The organism is Dysosmobacter sp. Marseille-Q4140 (assembly GCA_018228705.1).
GTDB lineage: Bacteria > Bacillota > Clostridia > Oscillospirales > Oscillospiraceae > Oscillibacter.
The window spans coordinates 2,352,708-2,366,568 of record CP073694.1 but is presented as its reverse complement, the minus strand read 5'-3'; the positions used below and the strand labels follow the sequence as shown (position 1 = coordinate 2,366,568).

Below are 13,861 nucleotides of genomic sequence, written 5' to 3'. Positions count from 1 at the left end.
CTCTCCCCTGCCGGAGCCTGGCCGGGGAGAGAATTTTCATTTTTTTGAAGAAATCCGGGACGCTGTCTCGTATGATAAACGACGGAGCAAGAGAGGAGGCGGCGGCGCGGCGTGGCAGTCATGACAAGTGAGAGCTTTTCCCAGCTGGTACGGCAGTACGAGCGGCTGGTGTACACCATCTGCTTCCAGCTGGTCCGGGACGGCGCCGCGGCAGAGGATCTGACCCAGGAGACCTTCCTCTCCGCCTATCTTCACCGGGACACCATCCCTGCCGGCTACGAACGGCAGTGGCTGGGGCGGGTGGCGGCCAACAAGGCCAAGGACCACCTGCAAAGCGCCTGGAGCCGCCGCACGGTGCTGCCGGGGGAGGAGGAGCTTCCCCCGGGCCTGTCTCCCCCAGCGGAGGAGATCGCCCTGAGCCGGGCCTCCGCCGGAGAGATCGCGGATCTGGTGACGGCCCTGCGGGAGCCCTACCGCTCCGTGTGCAAGCTGTGCCTGCTGAAGGAGCGGACGCCGGAGGAGGCGGCCCTGGCCCTGGGCCGGCCGGTGAAAACCATTCATACACAGCTCTCCCGGGGCAAACGGCTGCTGCGGGAGGAATTGGAAAGGAGGCGGCGGAATGGAGATCTTTGACAGTCACGGACACCTGACGGATCAAGCCCTGGAGGCACTGACCGGCGGAGCCCCGCTGGACGAACTCCACCGGCTGGAGATCGCAGAGCACCTGGCCTTCTGCGACCGGTGCCTCCAGCGCTATACGGAGCGTCTGACCGATGAGGCGCTGCTGGCCCCCACCCCGGCCTGCCGGGAGGGCCTGGGCCGCCGCATCCGGCGGCGGGTGATCCGGCTGGTCACCAGCCGCTACGCCACAGCGGCCGCCGCCGTGGCCCTGGCGCTGACGCTGCTGTGGGGCGGCATAAGCCCGGAGCGGCAGGACCGGCCCCGCCCCCTGGCGGAGGCGGGCACCGCCATGACGGAGTGGGCCGCCGACTGGCCCCAAAATTTTCAGGACGCCTTTTCCGGCCTGGCCGGATGGTTCGACTCGCTCGGCGGTGAGCCGGGCACCACACAAGGAGGAACCCACCCATGAAACAACCACACGGATTTTTGCTCTTTCTCACCTCTTGCCTGTGCGGCTGCGGCCAGATGTACCAGGGGTACATGAAGCGAGGCCTCTCTCTGCTGCTGGGCGTTTTTACCCTGATCGCCGCGGCGGGCTTTCTGAGGCTGGGGCCCCTGGCCTTCTTCGCGCCGGTGATCTGGCTGTATGCCTTCTTTGACAGCTACAACCTCCGCCGCCAGATCGACCAGGGCACCGCGCCGGAGGACGCCTACCTCTTCGGCCTGTCGGATATGGACGCCCGTCAGATGACCGCCCTGCTGCAAAAGCGCCACAGCGTCATCGGCTGGGTACTGGTGATCGTGGGCATGTATCTGCTCTACGACACGCTGATCCGCCGTCTGGGCGGGATCCTCTGGGACTGGCTGTACTACTTCCTGTGCTACGACCTGCCCCGGGTGGTGATGACGGTGCTGGTGATCGCGCTGGGCCTGTGGTTCATCCGGGGCCCCAAGGTCCGGGCCGTGCCGGAGGACGACATCCCGCCCTTCACCCCGCCGGTCTCCGGCGGAGCGGAGCCGGAGGACAGCCCGGAGCCGGAGGCGGCAGAGCCTTTGGAAACGGAACAATCTGCGGAGTCGGAGAACGAGGAGGATATCCATGGAGAACCGTGAGCAGACACCGATGCGTCCTTCCCGGCGGGTGGGCACTTTCACCTTCGGCGTGACCCTGGTGGTTTTCGGCCTTTGGATGCTGGCCTCCCTCCTCCTGCCGGAGGCGGACCTGCTGTGGCTTTTGAAGCTGAGCCCCCTGGTGCTGGTGCTGCTGGGCGCAGAGGTGCTGCTGGCGGCCCGGAACAGCAGCGCCGTCAAATACGACTGGGTGGGGATGCTGCTGTGCACCGTGATCGTCCTCACCGCCCTGTCGCTGTTCGCCGCCGCCTGGTGGGTGATGCATATGCCGGAGAGCGTGTTGGGCGCCGCGGCCTGGGCCATGTGATCCGCCGCGGAGATCCGCGGGTCTGTCCCGAAACCCCTCTGCTCCGGGCAGAGGGCACCGGCCCGGCAGAGGCAGGGTTCGGAGGCGGCCCTGCGTCCCCTTCCCGCTTTCATCTCCCGCCGGCAGGCGATGCTGAGAGCCCGACTCCCGTGGGGAGTCGGGCTCTTTTTCGAAGGGCCGGCCTTTGCACCTCCGGTTTTTTTGGTTTTCTTTTTCCGCCCGGTCCGGTATAATGGGAGCGATCTACATACCACACAAGGGAGGCCCTCTCATGGCGGATACCTTTTCCATGCGGCCCATTGCCCGCATCCACAGCGAATTCGGCTCCAAGTTCGGCGTGCCTCGGCAGAGCGGTCTGGTGGAGGCTCTCTCCGCCACCGTGGTCTTTGAGCCGGAGTTCCGCAATCCCGACGCCCTGCGGGGCCTGGAGGGCTTTTCCCACATCTGGCTGATCTGGGCCTTTGACCAGTCCCTCCGGCAGGGCTGGTCCCCCACCGTACGGCCGCCGCGGCTGGGCGGCAACGCCAGAATGGGCGTATTCGCCACCCGCTCCCCCTTCCGGCCCAATCCCATCGGCCTTTCCTGCGTGGCGCTGGAGGCCGTGGAGACCACGGCCCATGACGGCACGGTGCTGCGCGTCCGGGGTGCGGACCTGATGGACGGGACCCCCATTCTGGACATCAAGCCCTACCTCCCCTACGGGGACTGCCGTCCGGAGGCCACCGGCGGCTTTGCCAGCGCCCCGGCGGCGCCGGCGCTGACGGTGGACATCCCGCCCCATCTGCTGGAGCGGGTGCCGCCGGAGCGGCGGGAGGCCCTGACCGGTGTACTGGCCCTGGACCCCCGGCCCCACTACCAGGACGACCCGGAGCGGGTCTATGGCTTCGTGTTCGCCGGGCTGGAGGTCCGCTTCTCTGTGGCGGGCGACCGCCTGACGGTGCGAGAGATCGGTCCCGCGGCCCCTTAAACCCATCAGAAAAAACGGCCGTCCCATACGGGACGGCCGTTTTGCTTGTTCTCCGCAGAGCACTCAGGCAGCCAGCAGGCCGGGCAGCCAGGTAACCACAGGCGGGAAGACCGCGCACAGGGCGGTCACAATGCAGATGATGATGATAAAGGGAATGACGCCCTTGTAGACCTCCTGGATCTTGATGTTGTCCGGCAGGATGCCCTTGACATAGAACAGAGCGAAGCCGAAGGGCGGGGTCATGAAGCAGGTCTGCAGCAGCGTGGCGCTGACGGCCACCAGCCACAGACGGTCGAAGCCGAACTGATCCATAATGGGCAGGAAGATGGGGAACACGATCATGACGATGCCCAGCCAGTCGATGAACATGCCCAGGATGAACATGATGATCATCATGATGGCAAAGGCGCCCCACTTGCCGATGCCCATGCCCAGCACCCAGTTGGAGATGATCTGGTCGCCGTCCAGAGACATGAACACGCCGGTGAAGGCGGCCGCGCCGAAGAGGATGATGAACACCATGGCGGTGGTCTTGGCGGTATCCATCAGGGACTCATAGAGCATCTTCCAGCTGAACTGCTTGTAGCAGATGGCCAGGATCAGGGCGAAGAAGGCGCCCACACCGGCAGCCTCCGTGGGGGTGGCGATGCCGCCGAAGATGGAGCCCAGCACGGCGATGATCAGCAGCAGCGGGGGGACCAGGTTCACCAGGGAGCCGGTGATGCGCTTCCGCAGGGGCATCTCCGCCAGCTCCTCAGCGCTCATGGCCGGGCCCCAGTCGGGGTGGATATGGCAGACCACCATCAGATAGATGATGTAGCACAGAGACAGGCACAGGCCGGGAACGATGGCGGCAAAGAAGATCTTGCCGACGGAGACCTCCGCGTAGGAGCCCATGGACACCAGCATGATGGAGGGCGGGATCAGAATGCCCAGAGAGCCGCCGGCGCACACCATGCCGCAGGCCAGAGAGGGCTTATAGCCGCTGCGCAGCAGCACGGGCAGGGACAGCATGCCCATGGTGACCACGGAGGCGCCCACGATACCGGTGGTGGCGGCGAACACGGTGGAAACCAGGATCACGGCCAGGCCCAGACCGCCCTTCAGGGGGCCCAGCAGGTAGCGGATGGACTCGAACAGGCCGTCCGCCACCTTGGAGTAGGTCAGGAAATTGGCCATCAGCACGAACATGGGGATAGCCACCATGGAGTAGCTTTGCATCTGGTCATAGATCTTGGTCATGGCGATGGTGACGCCGGGATCACCCCAGGCCAGCCAGCCAACCAGCACGCCGACGCCGCCCAGAACGAAGGCCAGCTCCTGGCCCAGGACCAGGCCCACCAGCATCAAACCGAACAGCAGCGCGATCATGACAACGGCCAGGTCGCTGGCCACGATTCCGGAGGAGGCTACAAGCCCCTGTAAATAATCCATCAAAGCAGTCATTTCTGCGCCTCCTTCCCATCCTTGGGCAGTTTCTTAGCAGTGACATCCTCGATGATGCCGCGCACCTGCTTGAGGATCTCGGAAACAGACTGGACAGCCAGCAGCAGCAGGCCGAAGAACAGGCAGAACTTCACAGGCCAGGTAGGCGCGGCCCACACAGAGTAGGTCTGCTCGCCGGTGGTATAGGCCTTCAGGAAGAAGTTCCAGCTCACGGGCAGCATGGACACCACGAAGGGTACCAGGAAGATCAGATAGGTGACCGTGTGGAGGATGTGCTGGGCCAGCATGGGCAGCTGGGCAAACAGCACGTCCACCGCCACGAAGGCCTTCTTCTGAAAGCCGTAGGCGCAGATCAGGATGATATAGCTGGCAAACAGCATAACGATCAGATCCTGGGTCCAGATCTGGGGGCTGTTGAAGATGCGCCGCAGCACGACCTCACACAAAATGACGCCCAGAATGCCCAGAACCAGCAGGGAAAACACCTTGCCAAGGATGTCGTTCACCTTGTCGATGACCCCGCAGATAGCATCGATTACTTTCATTTTTACACCTCTCTCAAGATTTTCTCTTTTTCAAGAGGCGCTTTACGCTTCGCGGTTGAAGCCGAAGCCGTAGTCACCGGTCCAGTCGCGATAGTTGTCGGCAGTCGCACGATACGCCTGCATGGAATCATAGACCATCTTGAAATTGGGGTTGATCTCGCACTCCTCCAGATAGGTCTCCAGGCAGGTCTGACGGATCAGCTCCATGTCCTCGTCGGACAGGTGGGTGACGGTGATGCCCTGCTCGTCGATCATCTGGTTGGTGACGGTCATGTCGTTGTAGATGTAGCGGGACAGCTGCTCGCCGCAGCACAGGCGGGCCGCGGTCTCAAAGGCCACCTGATACTCCTCGGGCAGCTTGTTCCAGGCGTCCAGGTTGACCATGACGCCGTTGACGCCGGCGGACTGATACCAGGCGGGAGCGCACCAGTAGGGAGCGACCTCCTGCAGCTTCAGGGAGTCGTCAGCCTTGGGGCCGGAGAACTCGCCGCCGTCGATCACGCCGCGCTGCAGGGACTCATACAGCTCGGAAGCGGCCACAGTGGTGATGTTGATGCCCAGCTTCTGAGCCGCCTTACCGGCCATAACGCCGCCCAGACGGATCTTCATGTGCTGCATATCCTCAATGGAGGTAATGGGCTTCACGGAGCGGATACCGGACTCAGAGGGGTTGGTGACCAGGGGGAAGTACTCCATGTTGTACTGGCCGTACATCTCTTTGTAGCACTCCATACCGCCGGCCTCATAGATCCAGGTGTAGTAATCCAGCGCGGTGAAGTCGTCCATGATGGTGGACAGCAGCTCGAAAGCGGTGTCCTTGCCGGACCAGTAGCCGCCCCAGTCGCCGCCGCACTCGATGGTGCCCTGGCTGACATAGTCGAACAGCTGGCTGGCGGAGCACAGCTCGCCGTCGGCGTAGTTGGTGACCGTGAAGCGGCCGCCGGTCAGCTGGCTGAGGATCTCGCTGAACCGCTGATCCACGGTGAAGTGGACGTTGCCGGCACCCCAGGTGGAGCCCATCTTCCAGGTGACCACCGGCAGGTCGCTGTTGCCGCCGGAGACAGCGTTGGCGTTGGCCTGGTCCATGACCCCGCTGTCAGCGGTTCCGCAGCCGCTTAACAGGCCCAGGGACATTGCGGCCGCCATCAGCAGCGCAAAAATTTTCTTCTTCATGTGTTTCTTTCTCCCTTCCAAAATAGCTTGCTGTTTATCAATCAGGCAAACCCGGTCCATCAGACAAAATTTGCCGTGATTTTTTTAACAAGTCAGCCCGCAACGGAGGCCCGGCGTTTCTTCTGGAAACGCCGGACCTCCGGCTGTTGTTTTTCGCTCAGCTCTGCGTTGCAGAGCAGCGGATTTCCCGGCAGTACCTTACTTGGCAGCCTTGGCGGCCTTGATGGCCTCGATCAGCATGGGAGTGACCTTGAACAGGTCGCCGCAGATGCCGTAGTCGGCGATCTCGAAGATGGGAGCGGTGTCGTTCTTGTTCACCGCGATGATGCACTCGGAGTCCTGCATGCCGGCCTTGTGCTGGATGGCGCCGGAAATGCCCAGAGCGATGTACACCTTCGGATGCACGGTCTTGCCGGTCTGGCCCACCTGATGGTCGGCGGACAGCCAGCCGGAGTCGATGGTGGCACGGGAGCCGCCCACGACGCCGCCCAGCACCTCAGCCAGCTCCTCAGCCAGCTTGATGCCGCCCTCGACATCCTTGCTGATGCCGCGGCCAACGGACACGATGTAGTCGGCGCCGATCAGGTCCACCAGCTTCTTGGCGGCCTTGACCACCTCGGTGACCTCGGTGTGGATGTCGGCCTCGGTCAGGGAGAAGGCGGGCTTGACGATCTCGCAGGCGTCGGCCTTGGCCTGGTCAAAGGGGTTCTTCTTCATGACGCCCGGACGCACCGTCGCCATGCAGGGACGGAAGCGGGGGCAGATGATGGTGGCCATCAGGTGACCGCCGAAAGCGGGACGGGTCATCTTCAGGTTCCGGTCCTCCATGTCCCACTTGGTGTTGTCCACGTCCAGGGTGGAGGACTCACGCAGGAACTGGATGTAGTTGGCCACATCCACGTCCAGGTGGGTGCAGTCAGCGCACAGGCCGGTGTGCAGACGGGCGGCGCAGCGGGGGCCCAGGTCACGGCCGATGTTGGTGGCGCCGATCAGGAAGGCCTCGGGCTTCATCTCCTCGATGACGTCGCAGATGACCTTGGCATAGGCGTCGGTGTTGTACACGGCCAGCAGCGGGCTCTCGCACACGATCACCTTGTCGGCGCCGTAGCCGCCCAGCTCCTTGGCAACGTTCTCGATCCCCTCGCCGCCCAGCAGCAGGCCGCACAGGTTCACGCCCAGCTCGTTGGCCAGGTCGCGGCCCTTGGAGATCAGCTCGAAATCGGTGGGCATCAGCTTGCCCTCGCGCTGCTCACAGAACACCCATACGTCCTTGAAAGCAGCGATATCCGCGCTATTGAAGTTAGACATAGTCGTATGTTCCCCTTTCTCAGATGATGTGCTTGTCGGCCAGAATACCGGCCAGCTTCTCGCAGGTCTCCTTGCCGTTGCCCTCCAGCATCATGCCGACGCCCTTGGCAGGCGGGGTGAAGCTCTTGAAGATGTTGGTGGGAGAGCCCTTGAGGCCGATGGTGGTGGCGTCGATCAGGGGATGATCCTTCAGCTTCTCATAGTCAAAGGTCTCCAGAGGCTTGTTGTAGGTGGCATAGATGCCGCCGATGCTCATGTAGCGGGGCTGGTTGAGCTCCTTGATGCAGGTGATGAGGCAGGGGGTCTGGACCTTGATGGTCATGTAGCCGTCCTCCAGCATACGCTTGACGGTGACGGTGTCGCCGTCCTTGGTGATGTCGGCGGCATAGGTGACCTGGGGCAGGTGCAGCTTCTCGGCGATCTGGGGACCGACCTGAGCGGTGTCGCCGTCGATGGCCTGCCGGCCGCACATGACGATATCGTCCTTCTCCACGCCGATGGTGGAAATGGCGGCGGCCAGGATCTGGGAGGTGGCGTAGGTATCGGAGCCGCCGAACTCGCGGGCGGACACCAGAACGCCCTCGTCGGCGCCCATGGCCATCAGCTCACGCAGCATGCCGGCTGCCGGCGGGGGACCCATGGTGATAACGATGACCTTGCAGCCGGTGGCGTCCTTCAGCTTCAGGGCGGCCTCCACGGCGTTCATGTCGTCGGGGTTGGTGATGGTCTGCATGGATGCACGGTTCAGGGTGCCGTCGGGATTGACAGCCACCTTGCCGGAGGTATCGGGTACCTGCTTGACGCAAACAATGATCTTCATAGTCGTTTCTTCCTCCTCTTACAGACCCATGTTGGCGGAGATGACGATGCGCTGGACCTCGGAGGTGCCCTCGTAGATCTCGGTGATCTTGGCGTCGCGCATCATGCGCTCCATGGGATAGTCCTTGGTGTAGCCGTAGCCGCCGAACATCTGCAGCGCCTTGGTGGTGGTCTTCATGGCGTGCTCAGAGGTGAACAGCTTGGCCATGGCGGCCTCCTTGGTGTAGCGCTTGCCCTCGCCCTTGAGGATGGCGGCCTGATAGGTCAGCAGACGGCCGGCCTCGCAGCCCAGCTCCATGTCGGCGAAGGTGAACTGGGTGTTCTGGAACTTGCTGATGGGCTTGCCGAACTGGACGCGGCCCTTGGTGTAGTTCTTGGCCTCCTCCAGGGCGCCCTCGGCGATGCCCAGGCCCTGGGCAGCGATGCCGATACGGCCGCCGTCGAGGGTCTGCATGGCGATGTTGAAGCCCTTGCCTTCCTTGCCCAGCAGGTTCTCCTTGGGAACGATACAGTCGGTGAACACGATCTCAGCGGTGGGAGAGCCGTGCAGGCCCATCTTCACCTCGTGCTTGCCCACGGAGAAGCCGGGGAAGCTGCTCTCCACGATGAAGGCGGAGATGCCCTTGGTGCCCTTGGTCTTGTCGGTCATGGCGAACACCACGAACACGTCGGCCACATAGCCGTTGGTGATGAAGATCTTGGAGCCGTTCATCACATAGTGGTCGCCCTCCAGCTTGGCCTCGGTCTGGCCCTTGGAGGCGTCGGAACCGGCGTTGGGCTCGGTCAGGCAGAAAGCGCCGACCTTGTGGCCGGTGGTCAGCATGGGCAGATACTTGGCCTTCTGCTCCTCAGTGCCGTGGGTCAGGATGGGATCGCAGCACAGGCCGTTGTGGGTGGCGACGATGTCGCCGGTGGAGGCGCAGGCCTTGGACAGCTCCTCGATGCAGATGGCGCTGGCCAGAGGATCGGCGCCGGCGCCGCCGTACTCCTTGGGCACGCACATGCCCATGACGCCCAGGTCGAACAGCTTCTCGATGTTCTCCCGGGGGTACTCGCTGTTGAGGTCGGTCTCGGCGGCGATGGGCTTGACTTCATTCTCGGTGAAGTCCGCCATCATCTTCCGGATCAGCTGGTGCTCACGGCTCAGATTGAAATCCATGATGTTGTCTCCTTATATCAAATTTTGGTCGCGCAATGTGAAAAGGGGTCCCCCGTCCGTTCCGGACAGGCTCTGCCTGTCCGGAACACCACTGCCCGCGCCATTGGGCGCGGCTCCTCCGCCGTGCGGAGGAGAGGGGGGTATCGAAGCCATTGTGCCGCCGCAGGCGGCGCGGTGGCTTCGTATCCAGGGGGGACATCGTCCCCCCTGGACGGATTACTTGATGCCCGCGATGTCCTTGGCCAGCTGCTTCTTGCCCTGGATGTTGCCCTGGCGGGCGATCATGATGCGCTGGGCCTGGGGAGAGCCGGCGCCGTGCATGGACTCGGTACGGTAGCCAACGGCGGCCGCGCCCAGGCACAGGTTCTCGATGAAGCGCATGATGCGCTGGCGGTCCTCAGTCTTGACACCCTCGCGGGCGGCGAAGAACTTGTTGCAGATCTCGCCGATGGTCTCGCCGTTGCGGCCCACCACGGTGTCGGAGTTGAAGTCGGTCTGAGAGGGCATGGTGACCACCAGGCCGCCGGCGATGTCCTCGGCCAGACGGACGATCTCATAGGGGAAGCGGGTGACGTTCTGCTTGCAGACGTTGGCCAGCAGCAGGTCGATCTGATAGTTGCCCGCCTTGGTCTTGAAGCCCTGGGCGGAGCAGGCGATGCCGCAGCAGAACAGGGTCTCGTTCAGGTGGGTCATCTCGATCAGCTTGTCCTTGACAGCGCTGGCCTTCTCCACGCCGTTGTACTCGGCGGCAAGGGCCGCGGCGCCGATCAGGGTGTCGCCCACGCCGACCTTGCAGCCGCCATAGCTCTGGCGGTGATAGCCGGCGAAGCGCTCCACGATCATGCCGGCGAACTCATACTCGCCGTTGAGGAAGATGTACTCGTTGGGGATGAACACGTGGTCCAGGACCACCAGGGCCTCCTGGCCGCCGAACTTGGCGTTGCCCACGTCGATGGAGGCGTTCTCCTCCAGCTTCCGGGTGTCGCAGGACTGACGGCCGTAGATCATGTACATGCCCTCGGCGTCGGTGGGGCAGGCGAAGCTCACAGCCCAGTCCTTGTCGGCCTCGCCCATGGAGATGGTGGGCATGAAGATGTGCCAGTGGGAGTTGATGGAGCCGGTCTGGTGGCACTTGGCGCCGCAGACCACGATGCCGTCGGGCCGGCGCTCCACGACATGGACATACATGTCGGGGTCGGCCTGCTGGCTGGGGGCCTTGGACCGGTCGCCCTTGGGGTCGGTCATGGCGCCGTCCACGGTCAGGTCGTTGTCCTGGACCATGGTCAGGAACTTCTTGAAGTTATCGTGATAGTGGGTGCCGTACTTCTCGTCGATCTCATAGGTGGTGGAGAACACGGCGTTGAAGGCGTCCATGCCCACGCAGCGCTGGAAGCAGCTGGCGGTCTTCTGGCCCAGCAGGCGCTGCATCTTCACCTTGTTCATCAGGTCCTCGGTGGACTGATGCAGGTGGGTGAAGCGGTTGATGGTGTGGCCGGTCAGGCTGGACTTGACGGTCATGAGCTCCGCGTACTGGGGGTCCTGAGCCAGGGCGTAGGTCATGGCGACGCAGTTGATGGAGGGACGGATCATGGGGTGATCCACCCAGTTGTCGATCTTCTCGCCGAACATGTACACCCGGGTGTTCAGCTTGCGCAGGCTCTCAACGTATTCCTGTGCGGTCATTAAAGCCATTCTTTTTTCCTCCTCGATATGGTTGGGGGTTGCGTTAGTCGTTGGCCAGGCCCATCAGCTCATCCTTGAAGATGCGCTCGTCCATGAGCTTGAGGTCCTCGGCGATCTTCGGCATGAACTCCATCTGATCCAGGACCTGGGTCTGGAGGTCAATGCCGGGGGCAATCTCGATCAGGGTCACGCCCTCGGGCCGCAGCTCGAACACGGCGCGCTCGGTGATGTAGAGCACCGGCTGGTGGACCTTGTTGGCGTAGACGCCGGAGAAGGTGATGTGCTCGACCTGGTTGACGAACTTCTTCTTGGCGCCCTCCTGGGTGATGACCAGCTTGCCGTCCTGGCATTCGGTCTTGAGGCCCTTGGCGGTGAAGGTGCCGCAGTAGACCACCTTCTTGGCGTTCTGGGTGATGTCGATGAAGCCGCCGGCGCCGGCCAGGCGGGTGCCGAACTTGGACACGTTCAGGTCGCCGTTGGGCGCGGTCTCGGCCAGGCCCAGGAACGCAACGTCCAGGCCGCCGCCCTGATAGAAGTCAAACTGGACGTTGTGGTCCAGAATGGCCATGGCGTTGGCGGAGGCGCCGAACTGGGTGCCGCCGTAAGGCACGCCGGCGATGCCGCCGGCCTCCACGGTCAGGGTCATCTTGTCGGAGATGCCCTCCTCGGCGGCCACATTGGCGATCTTCTCGGGAGCGCCGGTGCCCAGGTTCACGATGGCGTCCTGGGGCAGCTCCATGGCGGCCCGGCGGGCAATGATCTTCTTGGCGTCCAGGGGGATGGGGGGGATGGCGTCCACAGGGATGCGGAACTCGCCGGTCAGGGCGCCGTCATAGGGCATGCCCAGGCACTGCATGTTGTCCTCGATGGAACCCACCACGATGGCGTCCACATAGATGCCGGGGATCTTCACCAGCTTGGGATCCAGAGAACCGCCCTGGACGATCTTCTCCACCTGGACGATGACCTTGCCGCCGGAGTTCTTGGTGGCCTGGGCCTGGGCGGTGACGTCCAGAGGGCCGATCTCGCGGTGGACGGTGACGTTGCCGTACTCATCGGCGTAGGAGCCCCGCAGGAAGCAGACGTTGATGGGGAAGCCCTTGTACAGCAGGCGCTCCTCGCCCTCGATCTCCACCAGCTTCACCAGGTCCTCCTTGGTGGCGGTGTTCAGCTTGCCGCCGCCGTTGCGGGGGTCGGCGAAGGTGTACAGACCCACGTGGGTGATGGTGCCGATGTTGTGGGCGGCGATGTCCCGGTACATATGGGTGATGACGCCCTGGGGCAGGTTGTAGGCCTCGATCTTGTTGGCCAGAGCCAGGTCGCCCAGCTTGGGGGCGCGGTCCCAGTGGCCGCCCACCACGCGCTTGACCATGCCCTCATGGCCGTAGTGGTCGCCGCCGGTGCCGTCCCGGTGGCCCTGACCGGCTGCGAAGAACAGCGTCAGGTCACGGGGATGGCCGGTCTCCAGAAAGCGCTTTTCCAGCGCGATGGACAGCGCCTCGGGGCAGGCGCAGCTGACGAAGCCGCCGGTGGAAATGGTGTCGCCGTCCTGAACCAGCAGGGCCGCTTCCTCAGCGGTCAGTACGCGAACTTTCTTCATGTCGTTTTATCCCTCTTTTTTATATGTATCGGAATTCTCTTACTTGTTCTGGAAGTGCTTTTCCTTGCGCTTTTCCAGGAAGGCGCCCATGCCCTCCTTCTGGTCCTCGGTGGCGAAGCACATGGCAAACAGCTCGTTCTCCAGAGCGATGCCGTCGTCAATGTCCATCTGCATGCCGCGGTCGATGCAGGCCTTGGAGTACTTGACGGCGATGGGAGCGTTGGCGGTGAAGGACTTGGCCATGGCGACGGCGCCGTCCATCAGCTCCTCGGGGGCGTACACGGCGTTGACCAGGCCGATCTCCTTGGCCTCGGCGGCGCCGATGACCTTGCCGGAGAAGATCAGCTCCTTGGCCTTGGCGATACCCACGCGGCGGGGCAGGCGCTGAGTGCCGGAGAAGCCGGGGGTGATGCCCAGGCCCACCTCGGGCTGGCCGAACTTGGCACCGCCCTTGCCCTCGGCGTTGGGACCGGCGGCCAGGATGATGTCACAGGCCATGGCCAGCTCACAGCCGCCGCCCAGGGCGAAGCCGTTCACCGCGGCGATGGTGGGGATCTCCAGCTTCTCGATACGGCGGAAGAGGGCGCTGCCTCTCTGGCCCCACTTGCGGCCCTGGGCCACGTCCATGGGCTTCTGCTCACCGATATCGGCGCCGGCCACGAAGGAGCGGCCCTCGCCGGTGATGATGAAGGCGCCCAGCTCGGCGTCCTTCTCCACCTCGGCGATCACCTGCTCCAGCTCGGAGATAACCGTGGAGTTCAAAGCGTTCAGGGCTTCGGGACGATTGATGGTGGCAATACCGATGTTGCCGTTCTTCTCGTAACGAATGGTCTGATACATTGCAGATCTCCTCCTCATAATTTCATCGGGCCGAGCCCGGTTTTTGCTGTCTAAAATTATAGCAAAATCGATGCCAGTTTTTCAAGGGCATTTTCCCTGCCGCCGCTGCCGCTTTCTGTGCATCTTGGCAGAATTTCCGCAATCGCTTTTTGCAGTTTTGACGAAACGCCATCGGGTTCGCCCTTCACTCTATTCAAAAATGAATAGGAACGGATACGTGGAAGGTCGTTCGGACAAACAGATTTTTTTGTGCGGAGAGAAT

At 63.1% G+C, this 13,861-nt stretch carries 15 protein-coding genes; 5 read left to right on the top strand and 10 right to left on the bottom strand.

Going from position 1 to position 13,861, the window contains the following annotated elements:
• Positions 1-120 precede the first annotated feature (120 nt).
• From KFE19_11745 to tsaA, 5 genes are all read left to right on the top strand, one after another.
• Positions 121-633, top strand: coding sequence for a sigma-70 family RNA polymerase sigma factor (locus tag KFE19_11745; protein ID QUO39617.1), 513 nt, complete (start codon positions 121-123; stop codon positions 631-633).
• Positions 620-1,090: a hypothetical protein gene (locus KFE19_11740; protein ID QUO37057.1), complete on the top strand. Its 471-nt coding sequence runs from the start codon at positions 620-622 to the stop codon at positions 1,088-1,090. The genes KFE19_11745 and KFE19_11740 overlap by 14 nt, the downstream gene beginning before the upstream one ends.
• Positions 1,087-1,734: a hypothetical protein gene (locus tag KFE19_11735; protein ID QUO37056.1), complete on the top strand. Its 648-nt coding sequence runs from the start codon at positions 1,087-1,089 to the stop codon at positions 1,732-1,734. Before KFE19_11740 ends, KFE19_11735 begins: the two co-directional genes overlap by 4 nt.
• Entirely contained in the window at positions 1,721-2,059 is a 339-nt protein-coding gene (locus tag KFE19_11730) for a hypothetical protein (GenBank protein ID QUO37055.1), read from the top strand. Before KFE19_11735 ends, KFE19_11730 begins: the two co-directional genes overlap by 14 nt.
• Before the next feature lie 289 nt (positions 2,060-2,348).
• Entirely contained in the window at positions 2,349-3,026 is a 678-nt protein-coding gene (gene tsaA / locus KFE19_11725) for a tRNA (N6-threonylcarbamoyladenosine(37)-N6)-methyltransferase TrmO (protein ID QUO39616.1), read from the top strand.
• Positions 3,027-3,089: 63 nt separating this feature from the next.
• On the opposite strand, the gene KFE19_11720 is transcribed toward tsaA, so the two are convergent.
• From KFE19_11720 to KFE19_11675, 10 genes are all read right to left on the bottom strand, one after another.
• Complete coding sequence (locus tag KFE19_11720) at positions 3,090-4,460, bottom strand: TRAP transporter large permease subunit (protein QUO37054.1); 1,371 nt, start codon at positions 4,458-4,460, stop codon at positions 3,090-3,092.
• Between the two features lie 8 nt (positions 4,461-4,468).
• The gene (locus tag KFE19_11715) at positions 4,469-5,017 is read right to left on the bottom strand and encodes a TRAP transporter small permease subunit (GenBank protein ID QUO37053.1); all 549 of its coding nucleotides are present in this window, start codon (positions 5,015-5,017) and stop codon (positions 4,469-4,471) included.
• Positions 5,018-5,059: 42 nt separating this feature from the next.
• The gene (gene dctP / locus KFE19_11710) at positions 5,060-6,190 is read right to left on the bottom strand and encodes a TRAP transporter substrate-binding protein DctP (GenBank protein QUO37052.1); all 1,131 of its coding nucleotides are present in this window, start codon (positions 6,188-6,190) and stop codon (positions 5,060-5,062) included.
• 198 nt (positions 6,191-6,388) lie between these two features.
• A complete protein-coding gene (locus KFE19_11705; protein QUO37051.1) occupies positions 6,389-7,498 on the bottom strand; it encodes an electron transfer flavoprotein subunit alpha/FixB family protein in 1,110 nt (369 codons plus the stop codon).
• A gap of 19 nt (positions 7,499-7,517) precedes the next feature.
• A complete protein-coding gene (locus KFE19_11700) occupies positions 7,518-8,318 on the bottom strand; it encodes an electron transfer flavoprotein subunit beta/FixA family protein (GenBank protein ID QUO37050.1) in 801 nt (266 codons plus the stop codon).
• Between the two features lie 18 nt (positions 8,319-8,336).
• Positions 8,337-9,476 (bottom strand): acyl-CoA dehydrogenase, encoded by a 1,140-nt coding sequence (locus tag KFE19_11695; GenBank protein ID QUO37049.1) that lies wholly within the window; start codon positions 9,474-9,476, stop codon positions 8,337-8,339.
• A gap of 216 nt (positions 9,477-9,692) precedes the next feature.
• Entirely contained in the window at positions 9,693-11,168 is a 1,476-nt protein-coding gene (locus KFE19_11690; GenBank protein QUO37048.1) for a 4-hydroxybutyryl-CoA dehydratase, read from the bottom strand.
• Positions 11,169-11,202: 34 nt separating this feature from the next.
• Positions 11,203-12,759 (bottom strand): 3-oxoacid CoA-transferase, encoded by a 1,557-nt coding sequence (locus tag KFE19_11685; GenBank protein ID QUO37047.1) that lies wholly within the window; start codon positions 12,757-12,759, stop codon positions 11,203-11,205.
• Positions 12,760-12,798: 39 nt separating this feature from the next.
• A complete protein-coding gene (locus tag KFE19_11680; protein ID QUO37046.1) occupies positions 12,799-13,599 on the bottom strand; it encodes an enoyl-CoA hydratase/isomerase family protein in 801 nt (266 codons plus the stop codon).
• Between the two features lie 56 nt (positions 13,600-13,655).
• A complete protein-coding gene (locus KFE19_11675; GenBank protein QUO37045.1) occupies positions 13,656-13,796 on the bottom strand; it encodes a hypothetical protein in 141 nt (46 codons plus the stop codon).
• Positions 13,797-13,861 lie beyond the last annotated feature (65 nt).